This is a genomic window from Actinoplanes regularis (assembly GCF_900188005.1).
GTDB lineage: Bacteria > Actinomycetota > Actinomycetes > Mycobacteriales > Micromonosporaceae > Actinoplanes > Actinoplanes regularis.
Genome location: NZ_FZNR01000001.1, coordinates 375,657 through 396,891 on the forward strand (window position 1 = coordinate 375,657; position 21,235 = coordinate 396,891).

General features: G+C 71.0%; 23 protein-coding genes and 1 pseudogene. 9 read left to right on the forward strand and 15 right to left on the reverse strand.

Features of this window, described 5'->3' with window-relative positions; all coding sequences use genetic code 11:
• Entirely contained in the window at positions 1-669 is a 669-nt protein-coding gene (locus CHC09_RS01580) for a potassium channel family protein (RefSeq protein WP_089291120.1), read from the forward strand.
• Positions 670-671: 2 nt separating this feature from the next.
• On the opposite strand, the gene CHC09_RS01585 is transcribed toward CHC09_RS01580, so the two are convergent.
• From CHC09_RS01585 to dut, 4 genes are read right to left on the reverse strand one after another with little or no spacing between them, the layout of a single operon-like run.
• A complete protein-coding gene (locus tag CHC09_RS01585; protein ID WP_239138098.1) occupies positions 672-1,418 on the reverse strand; it encodes a DUF3159 domain-containing protein in 747 nt (248 codons plus the stop codon).
• 23 nt (positions 1,419-1,441) lie between these two features.
• Positions 1,442-1,819, reverse strand: a complete 378-nt coding sequence (locus CHC09_RS01590; RefSeq protein WP_089291122.1) for an OB-fold nucleic acid binding domain-containing protein — start codon at positions 1,817-1,819, stop codon at positions 1,442-1,444.
• Positions 1,820-1,844: 25 nt separating this feature from the next.
• A complete protein-coding gene (locus CHC09_RS01595; RefSeq protein WP_089291123.1) occupies positions 1,845-2,492 on the reverse strand; it encodes a DUF3710 domain-containing protein in 648 nt (215 codons plus the stop codon).
• A 34-nt stretch (positions 2,493-2,526) separates the two neighbouring features.
• Positions 2,527-2,979, reverse strand: coding sequence for a dUTP diphosphatase (dut, locus tag CHC09_RS01600; protein ID WP_089291124.1), 453 nt, complete (start codon positions 2,977-2,979; stop codon positions 2,527-2,529).
• Between the two features lie 93 nt (positions 2,980-3,072).
• Here dut and CHC09_RS01605 point away from each other — a divergent pair, with 93 nt between their 5' ends.
• A complete protein-coding gene (locus CHC09_RS01605) occupies positions 3,073-3,570 on the forward strand; it encodes a DUF3093 domain-containing protein (protein WP_089291125.1) in 498 nt (165 codons plus the stop codon).
• Here the strand turns inward: CHC09_RS01605 and CHC09_RS01610 are convergent.
• Positions 3,536-4,273, reverse strand: a complete 738-nt coding sequence (locus CHC09_RS01610) for a hypothetical protein (RefSeq protein ID WP_089291796.1) — start codon at positions 4,271-4,273, stop codon at positions 3,536-3,538. The two genes, CHC09_RS01605 and CHC09_RS01610, sit on opposite strands and share 35 nt — an antisense overlap.
• Positions 4,274-4,492: 219 nt before the next feature.
• Complete coding sequence (locus tag CHC09_RS01615; RefSeq protein ID WP_014694055.1) at positions 4,493-4,789, reverse strand: DUF4193 domain-containing protein; 297 nt, start codon at positions 4,787-4,789, stop codon at positions 4,493-4,495.
• Positions 4,790-5,135: 346 nt separating this feature from the next.
• Here CHC09_RS01615 and CHC09_RS01620 point away from each other — a divergent pair, with 346 nt between their 5' ends.
• Positions 5,136-5,684, forward strand: coding sequence for a LytR C-terminal domain-containing protein (locus tag CHC09_RS01620; RefSeq protein WP_089291126.1), 549 nt, complete (start codon positions 5,136-5,138; stop codon positions 5,682-5,684).
• Positions 5,685-5,698: 14 nt separating this feature from the next.
• Here CHC09_RS01620 and CHC09_RS01625 read toward each other — a convergent pair whose 3' ends face one another.
• Entirely contained in the window at positions 5,699-6,517 is an 819-nt protein-coding gene (locus CHC09_RS01625; RefSeq protein ID WP_089291127.1) for an inositol monophosphatase family protein, read from the reverse strand.
• A gap of 254 nt (positions 6,518-6,771) precedes the next feature.
• Here CHC09_RS01625 and CHC09_RS01630 point away from each other — a divergent pair, with 254 nt between their 5' ends.
• Together CHC09_RS01630 and CHC09_RS01635 are read left to right on the forward strand one after the other, a co-directional pair.
• Positions 6,772-8,337, forward strand: coding sequence for an RNA polymerase sigma factor (locus tag CHC09_RS01630; protein ID WP_089291797.1), 1,566 nt, complete (start codon positions 6,772-6,774; stop codon positions 8,335-8,337).
• 244 nt (positions 8,338-8,581) lie between these two features.
• Positions 8,582-8,824 carry a DUF7455 domain-containing protein gene (locus CHC09_RS01635; RefSeq protein ID WP_089291798.1) on the forward strand — a complete coding sequence of 81 codons (243 nt, stop codon included), beginning with the start codon at positions 8,582-8,584 and terminating at the stop codon, positions 8,822-8,824.
• A 194-nt stretch (positions 8,825-9,018) separates the two neighbouring features.
• Here CHC09_RS01635 and CHC09_RS01640 read toward each other — a convergent pair whose 3' ends face one another.
• From CHC09_RS01640 to CHC09_RS01650, 3 genes are all read right to left on the reverse strand, one after another.
• Positions 9,019-10,686: a DEAD/DEAH box helicase gene (locus CHC09_RS01640; protein WP_239138104.1), complete on the reverse strand. Its 1,668-nt coding sequence runs from the start codon at positions 10,684-10,686 to the stop codon at positions 9,019-9,021.
• Between the two features lie 156 nt (positions 10,687-10,842).
• A complete protein-coding gene (locus CHC09_RS01645) occupies positions 10,843-11,457 on the reverse strand; it encodes a trimeric intracellular cation channel family protein (RefSeq protein ID WP_089291129.1) in 615 nt (204 codons plus the stop codon).
• A gap of 7 nt (positions 11,458-11,464) precedes the next feature.
• Positions 11,465-11,689 (reverse strand): DUF3039 domain-containing protein, encoded by a 225-nt coding sequence (locus tag CHC09_RS01650; RefSeq protein WP_089291799.1) that lies wholly within the window; start codon positions 11,687-11,689, stop codon positions 11,465-11,467.
• Positions 11,690-11,803: 114 nt separating this feature from the next.
• Here CHC09_RS01650 and CHC09_RS01655 point away from each other — a divergent pair, with 114 nt between their 5' ends.
• Positions 11,804-12,754, forward strand: a complete 951-nt coding sequence (locus CHC09_RS01655) for a pseudouridine-5'-phosphate glycosidase (RefSeq protein WP_089291130.1) — start codon at positions 11,804-11,806, stop codon at positions 12,752-12,754.
• A gap of 3 nt (positions 12,755-12,757) precedes the next feature.
• Positions 12,758-13,642, forward strand: coding sequence for a carbohydrate kinase family protein (locus CHC09_RS01660; RefSeq protein ID WP_089291131.1), 885 nt, complete (start codon positions 12,758-12,760; stop codon positions 13,640-13,642).
• A gap of 76 nt (positions 13,643-13,718) precedes the next feature.
• Here CHC09_RS01660 and CHC09_RS01665 read toward each other — a convergent pair whose 3' ends face one another.
• The gene (locus CHC09_RS01665; RefSeq protein ID WP_089291132.1) at positions 13,719-14,117 is read right to left on the reverse strand and encodes a DUF3099 domain-containing protein; all 399 of its coding nucleotides are present in this window, start codon (positions 14,115-14,117) and stop codon (positions 13,719-13,721) included.
• A 61-nt stretch (positions 14,118-14,178) separates the two neighbouring features.
• A complete protein-coding gene (locus CHC09_RS01670) occupies positions 14,179-14,754 on the reverse strand; it encodes an HhH-GPD-type base excision DNA repair protein (RefSeq protein WP_089291133.1) in 576 nt (191 codons plus the stop codon).
• Between the two features lie 258 nt (positions 14,755-15,012).
• Between CHC09_RS01670 and dtd the strand changes: the two genes are divergently transcribed.
• Positions 15,013-15,435 (forward strand): D-aminoacyl-tRNA deacylase, encoded by a 423-nt coding sequence (gene dtd, locus CHC09_RS01675; RefSeq protein ID WP_089291134.1) that lies wholly within the window; start codon positions 15,013-15,015, stop codon positions 15,433-15,435.
• 21 nt (positions 15,436-15,456) lie between these two features.
• Here the strand turns inward: dtd and CHC09_RS01680 are convergent, their stop codons facing one another.
• Complete coding sequence (locus CHC09_RS01680) at positions 15,457-16,242, reverse strand: sporulation protein (protein WP_089291800.1); 786 nt, start codon at positions 16,240-16,242, stop codon at positions 15,457-15,459.
• Between the two features lie 243 nt (positions 16,243-16,485).
• Here CHC09_RS01680 and sigB point away from each other — a divergent pair.
• Positions 16,486-17,443, forward strand: a pseudogene (gene sigB, locus CHC09_RS01685) (RNA polymerase sigma factor SigB).
• 44 nt (positions 17,444-17,487) lie between these two features.
• On the opposite strand, the gene CHC09_RS01690 reads toward sigB, so the two are convergent.
• Both CHC09_RS01690 and CHC09_RS01695 read right to left on the reverse strand, forming a co-directional pair.
• On the reverse strand, positions 17,488-20,040 hold the full coding sequence (locus CHC09_RS01690) for a bifunctional acetate--CoA ligase family protein/GNAT family N-acetyltransferase (RefSeq protein ID WP_089291135.1): 2,553 nt from the start codon (positions 20,038-20,040) through the stop codon (positions 17,488-17,490).
• A 3-nt stretch (positions 20,041-20,043) separates the two neighbouring features.
• Positions 20,044-21,228 (reverse strand): acetoin utilization protein AcuC, encoded by a 1,185-nt coding sequence (locus CHC09_RS01695; RefSeq protein ID WP_089291136.1) that lies wholly within the window; start codon positions 21,226-21,228, stop codon positions 20,044-20,046.
• Positions 21,229-21,235: the final 7 nt, after the last annotated feature.

Below are 21,235 nucleotides of genomic sequence, written 5' to 3' on the forward strand. Positions count from 1 at the left end.
ATGCGCATCGCGATCGCGGGAGCCGGCAACGTCGGCCGGTCCATCGCTCAGGAGCTGATCGGCAACGGCCACGAGGTGATGCTGATCGAGCGGCAGCCCCGCCAGCTCTGCCCGGAGCGGGTGCCCCGAGCGCAGTGGATCCTCGCCGACGCCTGCGAGCTGAGCAGCCTGGAGGAGGCCGACGTCGCGTCCTGCGACGTGGTGGTCGCCGCGACCGGCGACGACAAGGTCAACCTGGTGGTGTCGCTGCTGGCCAAGACCGAGTTCGCGGTCGGCCGGGTGGTGGCCCGGGTGAACCGGGCGGAGAACGAATGGCTCTTCACCGAGCAGTGGGGCGTCGACGTGTCGGTCAGCAAGCCGCGCCTGATGGCCGCCCTGGTCGAGGAGGCGGTGACGGTCGGCGACCTCGTCCGGCTGATGACGTTCCGGCAGGGTGAGGCCAACCTGGTGGAGATCACCCTGCCGAGGAACGCGCCCTACGAGGGGCAGCCGCTGCGGTCGGTGCCGATGCCCCGGGACTCCGCGCTGGTCGCCATCCTGCGCGGCAAGCGGGTGGTGGTGCCCACGCCGGACGACCCGCTGGAGGCCGGTGACGAGCTGATCTTCGTGTGCACCTCGGAGGTGGAGGACCAGGTCCGCGCCGTGGTGCTGGGTACCACGACCGAATAGCGCTAGGCCTCTTTCAGCTCGGACTGCTGGGCCGACGTGACCCGGTGGATCGCCCAGGCGGTGAAGGCGAACGTCGCGGCGTAGATCGGCCAGCTCACCAGGATCCGGACGATGCCGAGGGCATTCGCCTCACCGAGCTTCCACAGGTAGAACTGGATCCCCGCGCGCAGGGCCAGCGACGCCACCCAGACCAGGGTGAGCCACTGGAACGTCCGGAACAGCCGGGCGTTGTCGAACCAGTCCTGCCGGCCCTTGTTCGCCATGATGCCCCACGCGTACCCGATCGCGGGCTTCCGGAACACCACCGAGAGCAGCAGCGCCCCCGCCTGCGCGAAGGTGAGCAGGATGCCGGGCAGGTAGAAGTTCTTCGCGTCGCCGCTCTTCCAGGCGAAGTACGCGCCCAGCGCGATGCCGAACAGCCCGTTCACCGCGTGCCGGATCGGCTGCTTGCGGGCCAGTCGGACGCCGCCGATGACGAGGGCCGAACCGACCGACCCGACGATGGCCCAGAGCAGCGCCGTGCGCTTCTCCAGGCCCACGACGGACTCGCCGAGCAGCACGTTGAAGACCACGAAGGCGAGCACCGGAATGCTCGACTCGATCAGCCCGCGCACGCCGCCGAGCTGCTCGGCGATCTGCTCGCTCAGCGGCGGGAGCGGCTCCTCCTCGTCCCGCTGAGGCACCGGGTGCAGGTCGAGCTCCTCGACGATGTCCTCGGCGAGCCGCTCCTCGACGGTTTCGTGCGCCACGTGACGCGGCTCGTTGCCGGGTGTCACCGCGGCGCCTCCAGCTCGTAGTACGGGTTGTAGATGACCTTGCGGTCATCCCGGATCGCGATCCGGCCACGCGCGGTGAGCTGGCGGCCGGGCTCGATGCCGGAGATCGACCGACGGCCCAGGAAGACCAGCGTGACCACGTCGCTGCCGTCCCAGAGGTCGGCCTCCAGGGTGGGCAGGTTGGTTCGTGGAGTGTACGCCACGGTGCGCAGTCGCCCGGACACCGAAACGACCTGTCCACGCCGGCAGTCGCCGGCTGGCATCGCGCCGCACTTGACCGCGTCCCGCTGCAACTCCTGGGCATCCAGCTCGGAGTCGGTGGCGGTCAACCGGTCCAGGAATCGGCGCAGGCCGGTGCGCTCCTCGATGGTCATGACTTCACGGTAACCCGCTCTGGCCTCAGACCTGCTGTGTGGGGTTTTGTTCCGCCATCTCACGCGGCAGCCGCAGCGGCAGCGGCTCCCGGACCGGCCGGGGCTCCTCGTCGCGGACCACGACCAGACCCTGCAGCGCCACGCCGAGCGCACCCTCGCGGGACGGGTCGGCGGCCGCGGCGCCCTGGAACAGCGCCCGGAGCATCCAGCGCGGGCCGTCCACACCGACGAACCGCACGTCCGCCGGGCCGTCCGGGGTGTTCACCCGGGCCACCAGCTCGGTGCCGTACCGCCCGGCCACCTCGTGCGCCTGGACGCCGTCGGAGGTCATCGCGGTGACGATCTCCTCGCGTACCTCGTCCCAGATGCCCTCGGTGCGCGGTGCCGCGAAAACCCCGAGCTGCAGGGCGCTGTCACCGTCCACCAGGACGATCTGCTCGACCGCGCCGTCCGGGTTGGCCTGCACCCGCACCTCGACGCCCTCGATCGCCGGGATCTGCAGGCTGCCCAGATCGAGCCGCTGCACATCGGCCGGGGCGTATCTGACGTCCCACGGGCCGAACTCGGGCGCGGGGGGCTCCCCGTCGGCCGCCAGGCTCTGGGCGAGCGCCTTGGAGGGCGGCGCGTCGGCCGCGCGAACGTGCTTGGCGCCACCGCGCTTACGGGAGAACATCACTTCCAGCCTTTCCTTGTCTGCGAGACAGGGCTCAGAGTGCCTGGTGGCCGCCGGTGGAACCGTGCCCGCCCGCGCCCCGTGTGGTGTCGTCGAGGGTGTCCACCGCGTGGAACACCGCCCGCTCCACCCGCTGGACGACGAGCTGGGCGATCCGGTCACCACGAGCGATCTTCACAGTCTCCGCCCGGTCGTGATTGATCAGGTTCACGAGGATCTCGCCACGGTAACCGGCGTCGACCGTACCGGGCGCGTTGAGCACCGTCACCCCTAGGCGAGCCGCCAGTCCGGAACGGGGATGGACCAGCCCGACGAAACCCTCCGGGATGGCGACCGCGATGCCGGTCCGAACCTTGACGCGCGCCCCCGGCGCGATCTCCGCCTCCTCCGCCGCGACCAGGTCGGCGCCGGCGTCACCCGGGTGCGCGTAGGCCGGCAGGGGTAGGTCGGGATCGATTCGGCGGACCTGGATGACGACGTCGGTCAAGAAAGCGTTCCTCACACTGGTACGGCTTCGGGTCGGTGCCTACCCTGCCATCCTGCCGCGCCCCGCAATGGAGGCACGCCGTACCCTTCGAGGGTGACACCGCAGCCCCCGGTCCGCACCGCGGAGACCCACCAGGAACGCCTCGGTCTGCCGTGGTGGGCCTGGCCGGCGAGCCTGCTGATCGGCGCGATCCTCGCCACCGAGCTGGCCCTGGGCGTCTCCGGGATCCCCAACTGGCTGCCCTACGCGGTGCTGCTCCCGATCTCGGTCCTGCTGCTGGTCCCGCTGGGCCGGCTGCGGGTCACGGTCGACGGCGACGAATTCCTGGTCGACGACGCGCGGCTGCCGGTCGCGGTGATCGCCGACGTGGTCGCGCTGGACGCGGCCGGCAAGCGGGAGGCGCTGGGTGTCGGCGCGCACCCGTTCGCCTTCGTGGTGCAGCGGCCGTGGATCGGCACCGCGGTGCAGGTGCTGCTCGACGATCCCGCCGATCCCACGCCGTACTGGGTGGTCAGCACCCGGCGGCCGGTCGAGCTGGCCACCACGCTGCTCGCGGTCAGTCGTCGAGCGCGGGCCGCACAGGCTTCTTGAGCGCCCGCTTCCTGAGGTCGGCGGCGACCAGCTCACCGATCGAACGGGTGGCCCGCCGGTTCAGGTAACCGGCGACGGCGGCACCGGTCAGCATCGGCCCCAGCGAGGTGAGGTTGCGCCCGAACCGGCGCAACAGGGTCTTCTGCAGCTCGACACGGGCGGCGGTGCTCAGCACCCCGGCGACACCGGCCCCGGGCACCAGGGGATTGATCCCACGCTGACCGGCCCAGGAACGGACCAGGGCGATCGCACGCTCGGTGCCGCTGCCGGGGATCGACTCGCCGTACGCCTCGTGCAGCTCGCCGATCAGTTTGATCTCGATCGCGACCACGGCGATCGTCTCGGCGGCGAGTAGCACCGGAGCCGAGAGCAGGGTCGGTGTCGCGACCCACTCGATCGAGGCGATCCCGCCACCCGTCGCACCCACGCCGGCCGTGGCCCGGGCCGCGTTGCGGATGAGCCGCTCCGCGAGGGCGTCGTCGTCCAGGTCCGGAAAGTGCCGGCGCAGTGTCTCCCGGTCGCGCACCGGCACGTGCGGCGCCACCTCGGCGACCATGTCGGCCATCCAGCGCAGCGCGGCCCCGGGCTTGAACAGCCGGCCCACGCCGCGACGGCGCACGTCACCGACCAGACGGCCGAGCAGGCGCCGACGACCGGACGACTCGAGGTCGTCGGCGGTGAGGGCCGCGACAGTGCGGCCCATTTCCTCGTCGGTGTGGGCCTCGACCGGTGTCGCCCGCGGGTCGGTGCCGGCGGTGGACTCGGAGTCGGCCACATGATCCGGTTGACTCATCGTCGTCCTCCCCCTCGTCGTCACCGGCACAATGCCCGGTTCCGCACCAGGGTCAAACCCCGTGTCAATTCCCGTATCGAACCCGGTGCCGGGCACCGGGTGGAAGGCGCTCTGCGCGCGAGCACGCCGTCAGGCGCACTCGCGGCAGATCAGCTCCCCGTTCCGCTCGGTCGCCAACTGGCTGCGGTGATGCACGAGGAAACAGCGGGAGCAGCGGAACTCGTCGGTCTGCATCGGCAGAACCTTGACGGTCAGCTCCTCGTCGGCGAGGTCGGCACCGGGCAGCTCGAAGCTCTCCGCCACCTCGACCTCGTCCACGTCGACCGCACCGGACTGGGAGTCGGCGCGGCGGGACTTGAGCTCCTCGAGGCTGTCCTCGCCGAGGTCGACCTCATCGCGACGCGGGGCGTCGTAGTCGGTGGCCATCGGTTTTCACTCTCCTGTATCGATGTGTCATTTGGCGTTAGTAACGCCGATGACATGGTTTCGGTTCCCGGTTCCGCCAGACGATTTCTGACACTCGTTCGGACACCGAGGACGGGCCTGGCGAGCGCGGAACGTTACCGCTGTCGCGGCACAGTTGTACGCCCACTGGCGGCACATTGTTCCCGATGTGACTGAGGCGACATCAAAGTAGGGGTACCAGCCTCTGGATCATCGTCGGCACGCCGGAAGCATTCCCTGTTTCCGCGCCCCTGGCGGACAGACGCTAACCTCTCGACAGGCCCGGCGACCTCACCGGGGCCTGTCGTCCGATCCTGGAGCCGAACCCATGAGCTTTGCGCGCGTCCGAGCGCTCGTCGTCGTCGGCGTGCTCGCCGTGGCCGCGATTGTCTTCGTCATCGTTGCGCTGGTCCGCGACAAGCAGGCGGACATCGCCAACGGCGCCAACTGCCCCGACGGCGCCCCGCTCGCAGATGTGCGACTGCCTGACGACCCCGCCGAGGTGACTCTCAAGATCCTCAACGGCACCAATCAGGTCGGCCTGGCGGACAGCGTGTCGACCGAATTCAAGAACCGCCGGTTCACCGTGCAGCGCTCCGGCCAGAGCAAGACGAAGTTCAAGGGCGTCGCGGAGATCCGTTTCGGCCCGGACGCGGTCGGCAAGGCGCAACTGGTCCAGGCGTACTTCCTGGCCCAGTCCGACATGGTCTACAACGCCAAGCGTAAGGGCACGGTCATCGAGGTAGTGATCGGATCCCAGTTCCAGTCGCTGGCGACCACCACCGAGGTCAACCAGTCGCTGGTCGAGATCGGCGAGCCCACCCTGCCACCGGGCGCCTGCGTCAAGCCGGCCACCAAGAAGCCCGAGGACGACTGAACCGCGCGGGCGGCTTACGGGCCGCCCGCCGCGTCTAGCTCGGCCAGCAGGTCGTGCAGCGCCGGGAAGAGCGCCGGCGGGGCCAGCAGGACCATCTCCGGGCCGGCGGGCACGCCGTTCAGGCCGGCGACGACCATCCCGGCCTCGGCCGCGATCAGTCCACCGGCCGCGTGATCCCACGGGTTGAGACCTTTCTCGAAGAACGCGTCCAGTTTGCCCTCCGCGGCCAGGCAGAGGTCGAGAGATGCCGCACCGAACCGCCGGATGTCCCGCACTCGGGTGATCATCTGAGCGAAGACCCTGCCCTGATGCGCCCGCCGGAGCGGGTCGTACCCGAAACCGGTGCCGATCAGCGCCTGGCCCAGCACGGTCTCGGTGGAGCAGGTGAGCCGCCGCCCGTCGCGCCACGCGCCGCCGCCCCGGGTCGCGGTCCACTCGTCGCCGGTGGCCGCGTTCCGGACCACCCCGGCCAGCACCTCGCCGTCCACCTCGGCGGCCAGGGAGACCGCGTACTGCGGCAGGCCGTAGAGGTAGTTCACGGTCCCGTCGATCGGGTCCACCACCCAGCGGACCGTGCCGGGCGCGGCCTCGGCCCCGCCGTACTCCTCGCCCAGCACCGTGTCGCCCGGCCGCTCGGCCCGCAGCGTCTCCACCACCTGCCGCTCGACCGCCTTGTCCGCCGCGGTGACGACGTCCGTGTCGGTGCTCTTCGTCTGCACGTCGCCGATCGCCTCGTCGCGCATCCGGCGCGCGGTGGCCGCCGCCTCCCGGGCCACCCGGACGGCGATCGACAACAGCTCCTCGGGTGACGAACCCGGAGAAATCTCGCTCACGTTTGGGTCCTTTCCGCCGATACGATTCTCGCTCGGAGCGTCTCCCACGAGGTCGTCGGCCCCCGGCGGCGTGCTGCGGAAGGAGGATCTCGTCGGACGGCGCTACAATTCACCCCTGCCCACGCTTCACGGACCCACACTGCGGGAAGGTCCGTGACCCGGGGGCTCCCCAAATCGACTCCGGCGAGACTCGCCCCCGCGTGCTGCGCTGGACCATGGCCATGCCCAAACTCATCGCCTCCGGAAGGTCATTCGTGACAGAAGCCCACCAGAACGGTGCCGACGTTCGCTCTCTCACCGAGGCCTTGATCACCCATGCCCAGGGTGCTGGCGGGCAGCTCACATCGGCTCAGGTCGCGCACACGCTGGAGTCCGCCGCGGTCAACCCCGCGCAGGCCAAGAAGATCCTGCGCGGCCTGGTGGACGCCGGCATCACCGTTGTCGTCGACGGATCGGCCAGCACCCGCCGCAAGGTGGCTGCCGCCCGATCGGCCACCCCGGCGTCCAAGGCGACCACCGCCAAGACGGCTCCGGTGAAGAAGGCGACGGCCGCTCCGAAGCAGGCCGCCCCGGCCGGTGACGGCACCGGCGCGACCCCGGCCAAGAAGGCCGCTCCGGTCCGCAAGGCCGCCCCGGCCAAGGCCACCAAGTCCGTCGCCGGACCCGCCAAGGCGAGCCCGGCGAAGGCCGCCAAGCCCGGCGAGGAGGGCCCCGAGGGCGAGGAGATCGACCCCGAGGAGCTCGCCGCCGAGATCGAGGACGTGGTGGTCGAGGAGCCGGCCGCGATGGTCGCGGCCGCCGCCACCGACGCCGCCAGCTCGGCCACCGACGGCGACTTCGAGTGGGACGACGAGGAGTCCGAGGCCCTCAAGCAGGCCCGCCGCGACGCGGAGCTGACCGCGTCGGCCGACTCGGTCCGCGCCTACCTCAAGCAGATCGGCAAGGTTCCGCTGCTCAACGCGGAGCAGGAGGTCGAGCTCGCCAAGCGGATCGAGGCCGGCCTCTACGCCGCCGAGCGGCTGCGCGCCGCCGAGGAGGGCGAGGAGGCGCTCGAGCGCAACTTCGAGCGCGACCTCAAGTGGATCAACCGGGACGGCGAGCGGGCCAAGAACCACCTGCTCGAGGCGAACCTGCGGCTGGTGGTCAGCATCGCGAAGCGGTACACCGGTCGCGGCATGGCCTTCCTCGACCTGATCCAGGAGGGCAACCTCGGCCTGATCCGCGCGGTCGAGAAGTTCGACTACAGCAAGGGCTACAAGTTCTCGACCTACGCGACGTGGTGGATCCGCCAGGCCATCACCCGCGCGATGGCCGACCAGGCCCGCACCATCCGCATCCCGGTGCACATGGTCGAGGTCATCAACAAGCTCGGCCGCATCCAGCGCGAGCTGCTCCAGGACCTGGGCCGCGAGCCCACCCCGGAGGAGCTGGCCAAGGAAATGGACATCACGCCGGAGAAGGTGCTGGAGATCCAGCAGTACGCGCGTGAGCCCATCTCCCTGGACCAGACGATCGGCGACGAGGGCGACAGCCAGCTCGGTGACTTCATCGAGGACTCCGAGGCGGTCGTCGCGGTCGACGCGGTCTCCTTCTCGCTGCTGCAGGACCAGCTCCAGCAGGTGCTGCAGACGCTCTCCGAGCGGGAGGCGGGCGTGGTCCGGTTGCGCTTCGGTCTGACCGACGGGCAGCCGCGCACCCTGGACGAGATCGGTCAGGTCTACGGCGTGACCCGCGAGCGGATCCGCCAGATCGAGTCCAAGACGATGTCGAAGCTGCGGCACCCGTCCCGGTCGCAGGTACTTCGCGACTACCTCGACTAGAACTTTTAGTCAACATTCCGTGTCCGTTTGGTCACCACCCGTACATCAACGGGTGGTGATCAGACCGTTGTGTAGAAGTGATCGTTGACGTGGCACCCTGGGATCACGGCACACTAGTCGCAACCGGTGTGACCTCGGTCCCCCCGGGGCACTCTGGGAAGGCCGCAAAGCCGCAGGGTGTTGCACGATGTGTGAGCAGTAGCCGAGGAACATGTTCATCGGTGACGAACAGAGGAGGAAGGCGATGACCCCGACCCTCACGCCGCCGGCGGGAAGCCTGGCCGGTCTAGCAGCCGATGAACGGTGCGACCGCTGCAATGCAGCAGGGAAGCTCCGTTTGACCCTGGCAGGCGGTGGCGAACTGGTCTTCTGCGGCCACCACGCCAACCGTTACGCCGATGACCTGGTGAAGATCGCGGTGCAGTACTCCGCCGATCCGGATTTCACCTGGCGCGGCGCCGACATGATGTCGAACTCCAGCAACTAAGCAACAGCGGTCCCCCCACAACTAAAGACGCGAAAAAGGGGCGCCTCTTGCGAGGCGCCCCTTTGGCGTGCTCCCGATCGTCGCGGCGAGACCCACACGGTGGCCGTAGGCCGGTCCACGCCCGCTCCAGCCGGCGTAAACGCCAGTCGCGGCACTCGGGCCCCCTATCGACCGACAGGGGGCCGGAACGGCCGCTAGAAGGTCTGGATGGTCGCGATCCGCTCCTCGAGCTGCTCGATGGTGGCCTGCGCGCTCGGCGGGCCCCCACAGAGCCGTCGCAGCTCGGCGTGGATCTTCCCGTGCGGCAGGTTGGTCCGGTGGTGGTGGGCCGCGACCAGAGTGTTCAGCTGCCGCCGCAGGGTGGCCCGCCGCTCCCCCGCGCTCAACACCACGACCGGCTCGCGGGGCGCCGGCTCCGGCGCGTTCCTCGCCGTCTCCTGCTCCAGCCTCTTCTGCACGGCGAGCTGCTCGGTCTGCCGCTTGTTCAGCAGCATGGTGACCTCGTCCGGGGTGAGCAGGCCGGGCAGGCCCAGATAGTCGGCCTCCTCGGCCGTGCCGGTCCGGGCCGGCATGCCGAACGACGTGCCGTCGTAGATGACCTCCTGCAGCTCGGCGGTCGCGGACAGCGCCTCGAACTGCTTTTCCAGGTCGCCGATCGCGTCCTCGGACTTCTGCGCCCGCTCCAGCAGCTCGTCGTCCAGGCCGTCCTTCTCCTTGGGCGCACCGAGCACATGGTTGCGCTCCGCCTCCATCTCGCTGGCCAGCCCGAGCAGATGCGGCACGCTGGGCAGGAAGACGGTGGCGGTCTCGCCGGGTTGCCGGGACCGGACGAACCGGCCGATCGCCTGGGCGAAGTAGAGCGGGGTGGAGGCGCTGGTGGCGTAGACACCGACGGCCAGGCGCGGGATGTCGACGCCCTCGGACACCATCCGGACGGCGACCATCCAGTGCCTGTTCGAGGCGGCGAACTCAGCGATCCGGCCGGAGGCGCCGTCATCGTCGGAGAGGACCACGACGGGCGACTCGCCGGTCAGGTCATGCAGCAGTTTCGCGTACGCCCGGGCGGCCGTCTGGTCGCTGGCGATGACCAGTCCGCCGGCGTCCGGCATGCCCTCACGGACCCTCAGCAGCCGGTTGTGGGCGGCCTGCATCACCTGCGGCATCCAGTCGCCCCGGTGGTCCAGCGCGGTCCGCCAGGCCTGCGCGATCAGGTCCTTGGTCATCGGTTCGCCGAGCCGAGCGGCCAGCTCGTCACCGGCGTTGGTGCGCCACCGGGTCTCCCCGGAGTACGCCATGAACATGACCGGCCGGACAACCCGGTCGCGCAGCGCGTCGGCGTAGCCGTAGACCGAGTCGGCCTTGGATCGCTGGATCCCGTCCATGCCCCGCTCGTACTGCACGAACGGGATCGGGTTCTCGTCGGAGCGGAACGGGGTTCCGGTGAGCAGCAGCCGCCGCTCGGCCGGATCGAAGGCGTCCTTGACCCCGTCGCCCCAGGTCCGCGAGTCGCCGGCGTGGTGGATCTCGTCCAGGATGACGAAGGTGCGCCGGGTGATGGTGCGCCGTTTGTGCACCTGCGGCGCCATGCCGACCTGGGCGTAGGTGACCACCGCCCCGTGGAAGTCACGGGAGGAGTGGATCTCGGCGTTGCGGAACTGCGGGTCGAGCTGGATGCCGACCCGGGCCGCCGCCTGCGCCCACTGGGTCTTCAGGTGCTCGGTCGGGCAGACCACGGTCACCGCGTCCACCGTGCCGTCGACCAGCATCTCGGCGGCGAGCCGGAGGGCGAAGGTGGTCTTGCCGGCGCCGGGCGTCGCCACGGCCATGAAGTCCTCGGAGCGGCGGCGGAGGTACTCCACCATCGCCTTGCGCTGCCAGGCCCGCAGGGGTGGGAAGGTCTCCAGATTCGGCAGGGACGGGCTCAAACTCCGGTGATCCCTTCATCCATGGAAAAACCTCCGCGGTTCAGTCGCGGAGGCCGGGTACCAGCATAGCCATGAGCCGGGGCGAATCGCCGGTTACGGCACCGCCACGGGAGCCGACCAGCGACGGTAGAGCGCGAGCAGACGCACCCCGGTCATCAATACCGCGGCTGTGACCAGCGGACCCAGGCCGGTGAGGCCCAGCCGTTGCAGAATGGTGACGACGATCGCTCCCCCGAGCGCGACCATCGCGTAGATCTCGCGTTGCAACACCATCGGGATCTCCCCGGTGAGCAGATCGCGGATCAGGCCACCGCCGATGGCGGTGAGCATGCCCAGCAGGCACGCGCCGACCGGCGGAACACCGGCCTCGAGCGCCTTCAACGTGCCGGTGGCGGTGAACAGGCCAAGGCCGGCCGCGTCCAGGACAAGGACCGTCCGCCGGAGCCGGTTCAGTCTCGGATGCAGCCAGAAGACCGCGACCGAGGCGAGCACCGCGGTCGTCGCATACCGCCAGTCGGCGAAGGCCAGGGGTGGGACGGCGCCGATCGTCAGGTCGCGCAGGATGCCACCGCCCAGGGCCGCCGCGAAGCCGACGAAGGCGACCCCGAACAGGTCGAGGCGTTTCGCGACGCCGGCCGACCCACCGGAGGCGGCGAAGACCGCCACCCCGATCAGGTCCGCGACGAGCAGCCCGTATCCGCCCGTCACGCCTCGATCAGGCCTTCATGGCTTCGTAGATCTCCTTGCAGGCCGGACAGACCGGCGAGCCCGGCTTGGGCGTCTTGGTCACCGGGAACGTCTCACCGCAGAGAGCCACCACGTGGGTGCCCATGACCGCGCTCTCCGCGATCTTTTCCTTGCGCACGTAGTGGAACATCTCCGGACCGGTGTCGGCGTCCTTGGTCTCCGGACGCTCCAGGATCTGGGTGCTCACGGGTATCTGCCCTTCAAGAGATCTTTTAGTCATGGAGCAAGCTCCGACCGACAAGTCTGACACCTCACGCCGGGTCGGTCCAACGACAACGTCGCTGCCCAGGCCCGTACCGTTACCGACGTGACTGACTTCGCTATTCGCTACGGCGACCACGTGATCCGTGCCCGCCGGGACGGCCGACCGGTGGTGGCCCTGGAGAGCACGATCATCTCGCACGGCCTGCCCCACCCGGACAACCTGCGGGTGGCCCGCGAGATCGAACAGACGGTCCGCGACAACGGCGCCGTCCCCGCCACTATCGGCATGATCGGCGGCGAGCTGATCGTCGGCCTGGAGGACGCGCAGATCGAACACCTGGCGCTCGCCGGCGACGTGGCCAAGCTCTCGGTGCGGGACCTGGCCATCGCCGCCGCCAAGCGCGCCGACGGCGCCACCACGGTCGCCGCCACCAGCGCGGTCGCCGCCGCGGCCGGGATCGGCGTGTTCGCCACCGGTGGCCTGGGTGGGGTGCACCGCGAGGCGAACCTCACGTTCGACGAGTCCGCCGACCTGACCGCGCTGGCCCGGACCCCGATAGTGGTGATCTGCGCCGGGGTCAAGTCGATCCTCGACGTGGGCGCGACCCTGGAGCGGCTGGAGACCCTCGGCGTCTCGGTGGCCGGCTACGGCACCCGGCGCTTCCCCGGCTTCTTCATCACCGACGGCGGCTTCGACGTGGACTGGCAGCTGGACTCGCCGGAGCAGGTCGCCGACTTCATCCGGGCCCGGCGCGACCAGGAGGTCAGCGAGGGCGCACTGGTACTGGCCAACCCACTGCCGACCGACGAGCAGCTGGACCCGGAGCTGCACGACCGGACCCTGGCCTCGGGGCTCGCGCTCCTCGCCGAGCAGGGCGTCACCGGCAAGGCGGTCACCCCGTTCCTGCTGGCGCACTTCCACTCCAGCACCGACGGGCAGAGCCTGGCGGTGAACGTCCGGATCATCCTGCGCAACGCGGCCCTGGCCGCCCGGATCGCGGCCGCCGAGAACGCCGGGACCGGCGCCCCGCTGGGCTTCGCCGTGCCGGCCTGACCGATGAGCCTCGTGATCGTCGTCGGTGACCTGGTCACCGACGTGCTGGTCGAGCACGACGGGCCGATCCGGCCCGGCTCGGACACCGCCGCCGCCATCCGGGTGAGCGGCGGTGGCCAAGCGGCCAACACCGCCGCCTGGCTGGCCCACGCCGGGCGGGCGGCCACCCTGGTGGCGGCGGTCGGCGACGACCAGGCCGGCCGGGACCGGGTGGCCGAGCTGACCGCGGCCGGAGTGGACGACGCGATCCAGGTGCTCCCGGGGACGGCCACCGGCAGTGTGGTGGTCCTCACCGGCGCCGACGAGCGCACCATGATCACCGACCGGGGCGCCTGCCTGCTGCTCGATCCCGCGCACGTGACCGCGGTGATCGCGGCCGCGACACCGGGGAGTCACCTGCACCTGTCCGGATATCCGCTGCTGCACGCCGGGTCACGGCCGGCGGGCCTGGCGGCCCTCGCGGCGGCGAGGGAACACGGACTCACGGTGAGCGTCGACGCGGCGTCCGCCGCCCCGTTGCGCGACGTCGGGGCCGAGGTCTTCCTTGCCTGGGTACGCGGGATCGACCTGCTCCTGTGCAACGCCGACGAGGCCGACGTGCTCGCCGGGCCGGGTGACGCCGTCACGCAGGCGGCACGGCTGACCGCGGTCGCGAGCAACGTCGTGGTCAAGCGGGGGGCCGCCGGAGCCGTCTGGGCGACCCGGGACGGCTCGTCGTGGTCGGCGCCGGTCGTACCCGTACCGATGAAGGATCCGACCGGTGCCGGTGACGCCTTCGCCGCGGGCCTGCTGGAAGCGTGGTTGGACGGCGCGAAGCCACCGGCCGCGCTGGAGGCCGGCGCCGTCCTCGGCGCCGCGGCCGTGCGGCGGATCGGCGCCCGGCCCTAGCGTCCGGTCCGCGCGCTCCGCCAGGTCTTCGTCAGGGCCGGCGACATTTCTTCGGCGGAGCCGGCGATGCTCTTCGTCAGGGCCGACGATGTTCTTCGTCAGGGCCGGCGACGTCGGGGTCGACGATGTCCGAGTCGATGGTGACCGGCTCGGGGGTCGGCTCCGCGGAGGGCTCGGCGAGAGCCATCTGCCGCTGCTCCCGGGCCGCCGCGTCGGCGAGCCGCTCGGCCTTGGTCTTGGGCGGCCCGTCGTTGGCGATCAGCACCGCCATCCAGGGCAGCAGAACCATGGCGATGGCGCAGAGGGTCAGCCAGACCGGCAGCAACGGGGGCCGGACGCTGACCAGCACCCCGCCGAGGATCAGGCAGCCGGCCCGAACGCTCATCATCGTCACGTAGCGGATCTCCCGGCTGCGCAACTGATCGCTGGGGCTCCGGGCGGCACTGGTGATCACCACCGGGGGCTGCTTCTTCACAGGGGCTCTCCCGTTCGACCCCGCCATCCTCGCACCGGACGAACCCTTCCGGCCAACCGGACTAGCCCTTCGCGGCCTTCGCCTCGGCCTTCGCCGCCCGCTTGTACTCCCGGACCTTGACCAGCGATTCGTCGTCGACGATGTCGGCGACCGAGCGGTGCGCGCCCTCCTCGCCGTACCCACCGGCGGCCGCGCGCCAGCCGTCCGGTCGCACGCCGCACTGTTTGCCGAGCAGCGCCACGAAGATCTGCGCCTTCTGCTTGCCGAACCCGGGCAGCGCGAAGATCCGCTGGTACAGCTCGGCACCGGTCGGCACGTCCCGCCAGAGCCCCTCGACGTCCCCGTCGTACCGGTCGGCCACCACCCGGCAGACCTCCTGGACCCGGGTCGCCATCGCCTTCGGGAAGCGATGCAGCGCCGGCGGGGTCGCGAAGATCTCCAGCAGCGCCTCCGGGTCGAAGTCGGCGAGCTCGGTCGCGGTCGGCTCGTGCCCCAGCCGCTGCGCCAGCACGAGCGGCGAGGTGAACGCCTTCTCCATGGTGATCTGCTGGTCCAGCACGAGTCCGAGAAGCATGGCCAGCGGACTCCGGTCGAGCAGCGCGTTGGCCTCGGCGGGGATGGGCAGCGAGAAACTCATAGGGTCATGATGCCGGTTCCGCCTGCTCCGCCGTGCGGCACACCCGTCTCACCCATCATCCGGTGCCCGAACGGCTCATCCGGTGCCCGAACGGCTCACTCGGTGCCCGAACGGCTCACTCGGTGCTCGAGCGGCGAGACGAAGGTGCCGTGAGCCGGGTGCGGCCGGGACGCCGGCGGCACGGTCGGCCAAGGCGTCGGATAGCGTCCGAATCCGGATCGCCGCGAACCGCGTGGCGGCCAGGGCGGCGAGGGCGACATGCGGGCTTTGGTGCAGACGGTGAGCCGGGCGAGCGTCACGGTCGACGACGAGGTCGTCGGCAAAATCTCCGACGGGCTGCTGGTCCTGGTCGGGATCACCCACGACGACACCCCGGCGAAAGCCGCCGAACTGGCCCGCAAGACCTGGGAGCTGCGGATCCTGGACGGCGACCGATCCGCCTCGGACGAGGACGCCCCGCTGCTGGTGATCAGCCAGTTCACGCTGTACGGCGACGCGCGCAAGGGCCGCCGCCCGACCTGGAACTCGGCCGCGCCGGCTGAGGTGGCCGAGCCGCTGGTAACCGCGTACGTGGAAGCACTGCGCGCCCGGGGAGCGACGGTCGAGACCGGCCGCTTCCGGGCGCACATGCTGGTGGAAAGTGTGAACGTGGGACCGCGAACACTGCTCCTGGAGCTCTGACGCGGTCCCGCCGAGCCCCGGCTAGAAGAGGCCGCGGCGGCGGGCGGCCTGGCGCAGCCAGTTGTCCAGCTGACCGGTCCAGTCCACCTGGTCCAGGGTCGCGTAGTCCACGTCGAAGCTGCCGAACGCGTCGTGCCCCTCGGTGAACAGGCCGCCGCGCTTGTCCAGCTCCAGCACCACCTGGAGTTTGCTCGGCGTGGGCAGGAAGGTCAGCTCCAGCTGGTTGATGCCGCTCGCGTACTGCGGCGGCGGGTAGAACTCGATCTCCTGGTAGAACGGCAGCTCCTGCTCCACGCCGTAGACCCGGCCGCGCTCCACGTCCGCCTTGTGGAACCGGAAACCGAGCCGCAGCAGCGCTTCCAGGATGGTTTCCTGGGCCGGGAGCGGATGCACCTTCACCGCGTCCAGATCGGACTTGTCGACCGCGCGGGCCACCTCCAGCTCGGTGGCCAGACCCATCGTCATGCCGTGCAGGTGCTGGCCGTACACCTCGGTGATCGGCGTCTGCCACGGCACCTGGAAGCGGAACGGCACCTCGTGCCGGGCGCCCGCCTCGAGCCGGAAGGAGCCGGTCAGTCGCTGCCGGTGGAACTCCTGATCGGTGTGGTACTCGTTGTCGCCGCTCTCCACCTCGACGCGGGTCATCAGACCGATCGCGATGTACTCGACGTCGACCGCGTGGTCGCCGCCGACGACATGAACCTGACCCGCCAGCTCACCGCCCGGGCGGCAATTCGGGTTCGCCAGCACTGTGTCGATGGACGGCCCGCCCACCCCGAGTGCCTGAAGCATCCTCTTGAAGACCACGGTCACTCCTCTCGGCCCAGCACATTATCTCGGTACGACAACCACAAAGCGCCCGTTTCACCCTTCTTGTCGGCTTGCCGACGTCAGGGTTCTCCCCGATTCATGCCACCTGGACGCTGGCCTCACCTCCGCTTAACGCGCCTGCGACAAAGCTTCTCGTCACCGGCACGGATGCGGCTGGACGCACGAGAACGGGGAGGCAGTGAAGTGGTGCTGGAGACGAAGGCGACGGTTCAGGACATCATGACCGATGAGGTCGAGCCGATGGCCGACCTCGACGCGACGGACGAGCGCGGTGTCTCCGCCGACCTGGTCCGCGCCTACCTGAACGGGATCGGCCGGACCCGGCTGCTCACCGCTGTCGAGGAGGTCACACTCTCCAAGCGGATCGAGGCGGGCCTCTACGCCGAGGAGAAGCTGCCGGACGCCGACGCCGACCTGGCGCCGCTGCTGAAGATCATCATCACCGAGGGCCGGGCCGCGAAGAACCACCTGCTCGAGGCGAACCTGCGGCTGGTGGTCAGCATCGCGAAGCGGTACACCGGTCGCGGCATGGCCTTCCTCGACCTGATCCAGGAGGGCAACCTCGGCCTGATCCGCGCGGTCGAGAAGTTCGACTACAGCAAGGGCTACAAGTTCTCGACCTACGCGACGTGGTGGATCCGCCAGGCCATCACCCGCGCGATGGCCGACCAGGCCCGCACCATCCGCATCCCGGTGCACATGGTCGAGCAGGTCAACCGGATGGTCCGGTCCCGCCGGGACCTGGCCACCCAGCTCGGCCGGGAGCCCAGCATCGCGGAGATCGCCAAGGCGATGAGCGTGCCGGAATACCAGGTCATCGAGCTCATCTCGTACGACCGGGAGCCGGTCAGCCTGGACCAGGCGGTCGGCGAGGACGGGGAGAGCGCCCTCGGTGACTTCGTCGCCGCGGCCGGCCCGAACCAGCCCGGTGAGGGCGCCGCGCAGGGCGAGCTGCGCAGCGAGGTGGAGATCGTGCTGGCCACCCTCTCCGAGCGGGAGTCCGCGGTGATCCGGCTGCGCTTCGGCCTGGACGACGGCCGCCAGCGCACCCTCGACGAGGTGGGCCGCGAGTTCGGTCTCAGCCGGGAGCGGATCCGCCAGATCGAGAAGGTGACGGACGATGCTGAAGCTGCGTGACCCGGAGCGGGCCTCCCGCCTCGAGGCGTACGCCGTCTGAGCTGTGCTTCGTTGAGAACGGCCCCGGAGTCTCCGGGGCCGTTCTCATGCGCTGTGCAGGCGCCGTGGCCCCGTGTCCGGGCGGACTCCCGGGGTGCCGAACTCGGCCGCCGCGTGCAGCACCGAGAAACCGTCCGGCCGCATCAGCACCGGGTTGAGCAGCAGCGACCGCACCCGCGGGTGCTCATCGGCGAGCCGGCCCACCCGCAGCAGCAGGTCGATCAGCGCGGCCCGGTCCACCGGGGTCGAGCCGTGGTAACCGTGCAGCAGCGGCGCCGCCCGCGGCTCGTCGACCAGCGCCTCGGCGGCCCGGTCGGTCAGCGGGGCGGCCCGCCAGGCCAGGTCGCCGAGCAGTTCGCTGGCCACGCCGCTGAGCCCGAAGCCGACCACCGGGCCGAAAGCCGGATCCTCGATCACCTCGACCACGCACGCCACGCCCGGCGCGACCATGGTCTGCACGAGCACGTCCGGGCCGAAGGTGGCGGCGAGATAGCGGTACGCCGTACGTACGCCCTCCTCGTCGTTGAGCGCCAGCCGTACCGCGCCCAGATCGATCCGCTGGCGTAAGCCGCTGTCCGCCGTCTTGATCGCGACCGGATAGCCCAGCTCCGCCGCGGCGGCGACCGCCTCGTCCGCGGAGCGGGCGAGCGTCGAGGGAACCACCGGGATCCCGTACGCCGCCAGCAGCTCCGCCGTCGTCTCCACGGTCTCCGCCGCGGCCGGGTCGACTCCGGGCAGCGCCGGCATGACGCCCGGCGGGCGGCGCAGCCATTCCGCGTAGTTGACCACCCGGGCCAGCGCGCGGACCGCCTCCTCGACCGACGGGTACACCGGGACGCGGGGCGGCACCTTGCCGAAGACCAGCGTCGCCACGGTCGGCTTCTCCCCGGCCAGCGCCACGCTGGCGAGCGCCGCCGCGAAGTCCGCGTCCTCTTCGGAGAGTTGCTGACCGGGCACCACCGGGGCGAAGACCACGACCAGCGCGTCCACCCGATCGTCGACCGCGGCGTCGGCGAGCGCGTCGGCCAGGTCGTGCGCGGAGGCCATCGGGCTCAGGTCGTGCGGGTACCCGTCGGCCACTACCAGGCCGGCCGCCCGGCAGGCCACCTCGGCGAGCGCGGCCAGCGCGGACGAGTTGCCGACCACGGCGACCCGGTTCCCGGTCGGCAGCGGCTGGTGGGCGAGGAGCACGCCGACGTCGAAAAGCTCCTGCACGGTGTCCACCCGGATCACCCCGGAACGGGCGAAGAGCGCGGTGACCGCGTGCGCGTCCGGGCCGGGCAGGTCGCCGGCCAGCCCGGGCGGGCGGGTCGCCGAGGCCACCGCGACCACCGGCTTGTGGCGGCTCATCCGGCGAGCCAGCCGGGCGAACTTGCGCGGGTTGCCGAACGTCTCCAGGTAGAGCAGCACCACGTCGGTGCCCGGATCGTCCCGCCAGTACTGGAGCAAGTCGTTGCCGGAGACGTCGGCCCGGTTACCGGCCGAGACGAAGCTGGACAGACCCAGGCCACGCCGGTCCGCCTCGGCCAGCAGCGCCACCCCGAGCGCGCCGCTCTGCGCGAAGAAGCCGACCCGGCCGGCGGCCGGCAGCCGCGGCGCCATGGTGGCGTTCAGCCGGACCGCCGGATCGGTGTTGGCGATCCCGAAACTGCTCGGGCCGATCACCCGCAGCCCCGCGGCGTACGCGGTCTCGATCAGCTGCCGCTGCCGGTCCGCGCCCTCCGGACCCGCCTCGGCGAACCCCGAGGATCCGATCACCACACCACCCGCGCCCGCCGCCGCCGCGTCGGCCAGGGCCTCCGCGACACGGTCGGCGGGGACAGCGATCACGGCGAGATCGATGGGGGTTCCGGCGTCCGAGGCTTTCCGGTACGCCGTGAGCCCCGCGACCCGGGCGGCGGTGGGGTGGACCGGCACGATCCCCCCGGTGAAGCCGCCGTCACGGAGATTGCCGAGCATCGCCGCGCCGATCCCGTGGCCGCTGGCGCTGGCGCCGTAGATGGCGATGCCGCGCGGGGCGATCAGCCGGGCGATCGACCGGGCCTCGGTCAGGTGCTCGCGGGACTCCTGCACCTCACGGGACTTCTCGGTGGGCGCGATCGGGAAGCTGAGATGGACCACGCCGTCCGCGTAGCGGCGCCGCACCTGGTAGCCGGAGTCGCCGAAGACCCGCAGCATGCCGCCGTTCTCCGGGAGCACCTCGGCGACGAAGAGGTTGATGCCGTGGTCGCGGGCCGCGTCGGCCAGGTGCTCCAGCAGCACCGAGCCGATCCCCCGGCCCTGCTCGGCGTCCTCCACCACGAACGCGACCTCGGCCTCCGGCGAGTCCGGGCCGAGACGTTCGTACCGGCCGACAGAGGTGATCCGGCCGTCGGCGGCGACCGTGACGAAAGCCTCCCGGTCCCGGTGATCGACGTTGACGAACCGCTTCAGGTCGCGTTCCGGGATCCGCGGATAGGGCGAGAAATACCGTAGGTACCGGGTGCGGTCGCTCATCCGGGAGTGGAACTCCACGATGGCCGGAGCGTCCTCGGGGCCGATCTGCCGCAGGTGCGCGGCACTCCCGTCGGCGAGCAGGACGTCTGCGCTGCGCTCCATCGGTCAATCCCGGGGGTCGTGGGGGTCGAGCCCGTGCAGGGGGAAGACCGCCGACCGCGCCGCGAGGATCGCCCGGTCGACCGGATCGCTCTCGGTCCCCGGCGACCAGACCTCCACCGGCGGCTCCACCCCGTCACCCATCGTCTCCGGGACAGCGGTGCCCGGGCGGCGCTCGGCGGCGAGCCTGCGCCACGACTTCGGGGTGGGGATCTTCGGGTCCAGCGGGTCGCCGGTGGCCACCGCGAGCAGGTGCGACCACGCTCGGGGCACGACTTCGACCAGGGCATACCCGCCGCCGCCCAGCGCCACCCAGCGGCCGCCGCAGACCTCGTCGGCCAGTTCCCGCATCGCCACGTACGCCGCGCGCTGGCAGTCAACCGAGAGCATCAGATCGGCGAGCGGGTCGAGCCGGTGCGCGTCCGCCCCGCACTGGCTCACGATGATCTCCGGAGCGAACGCCCGGATCACCGACGGCACCACCGCGTGGTATGCCTTCAGCCAGCCGGCGTCGCCGGTGCCCGGCGGCAGCGGCACGTTCACCGAGGTGCCCTCGGCGCCCGGGCCGCCGGTCTCGTCGCAGAACCCGGTGCCCGGGAAGAGCGCCAGCGGCGTCTCGTGCAGGCTGATCGTGAGCACCCGCGGGTCGTCGTAGAAGATCGCCTGCACGCCGTCGCCGTGGTGCACGTCGACGTCCAGGTAGGCCACCCGCTGCGCGCCGTGGTCCAGCAGCCAGGCGATGGCCACCGCCGGGTCGTTGTAGACGCAGAAACCGGCCGCCCGCGCGGGCATCGCGTGGTGCAGCCCACCGGCCACGTTCACCGCGCGGCGCGCGGCGCCGTGCCAGACCGCCTCGACGGCCGCGATGCTCGCGCCGCAGATCCGGGCCGAGGACTCGTGCATGCCGTCGAAGACCGGGTTGTCCGGGGTGTTCAGCCCCCAGCCCTGGAAGAACGGATCGATCGGGGCCTGGCGCACCGCGTCGAGGTAGTCCTCCCGATGCACCCGGGTGAGCTCCGCCTCGGTGGCCGGGCGCGGCGTGATCAACTGCACACCCGGGCGGTCGAGGACGCCCAGTTCGCGGGCGAGCGCGAGGGTCAACTCGACGCGTACCGGGTTGAGCGGATGATCGCCCATGTCGTAGTCGAGCAGGGCCTTGTCCCAGACCACCGCCGTCGGATCGTCCGCCATGCCGCCA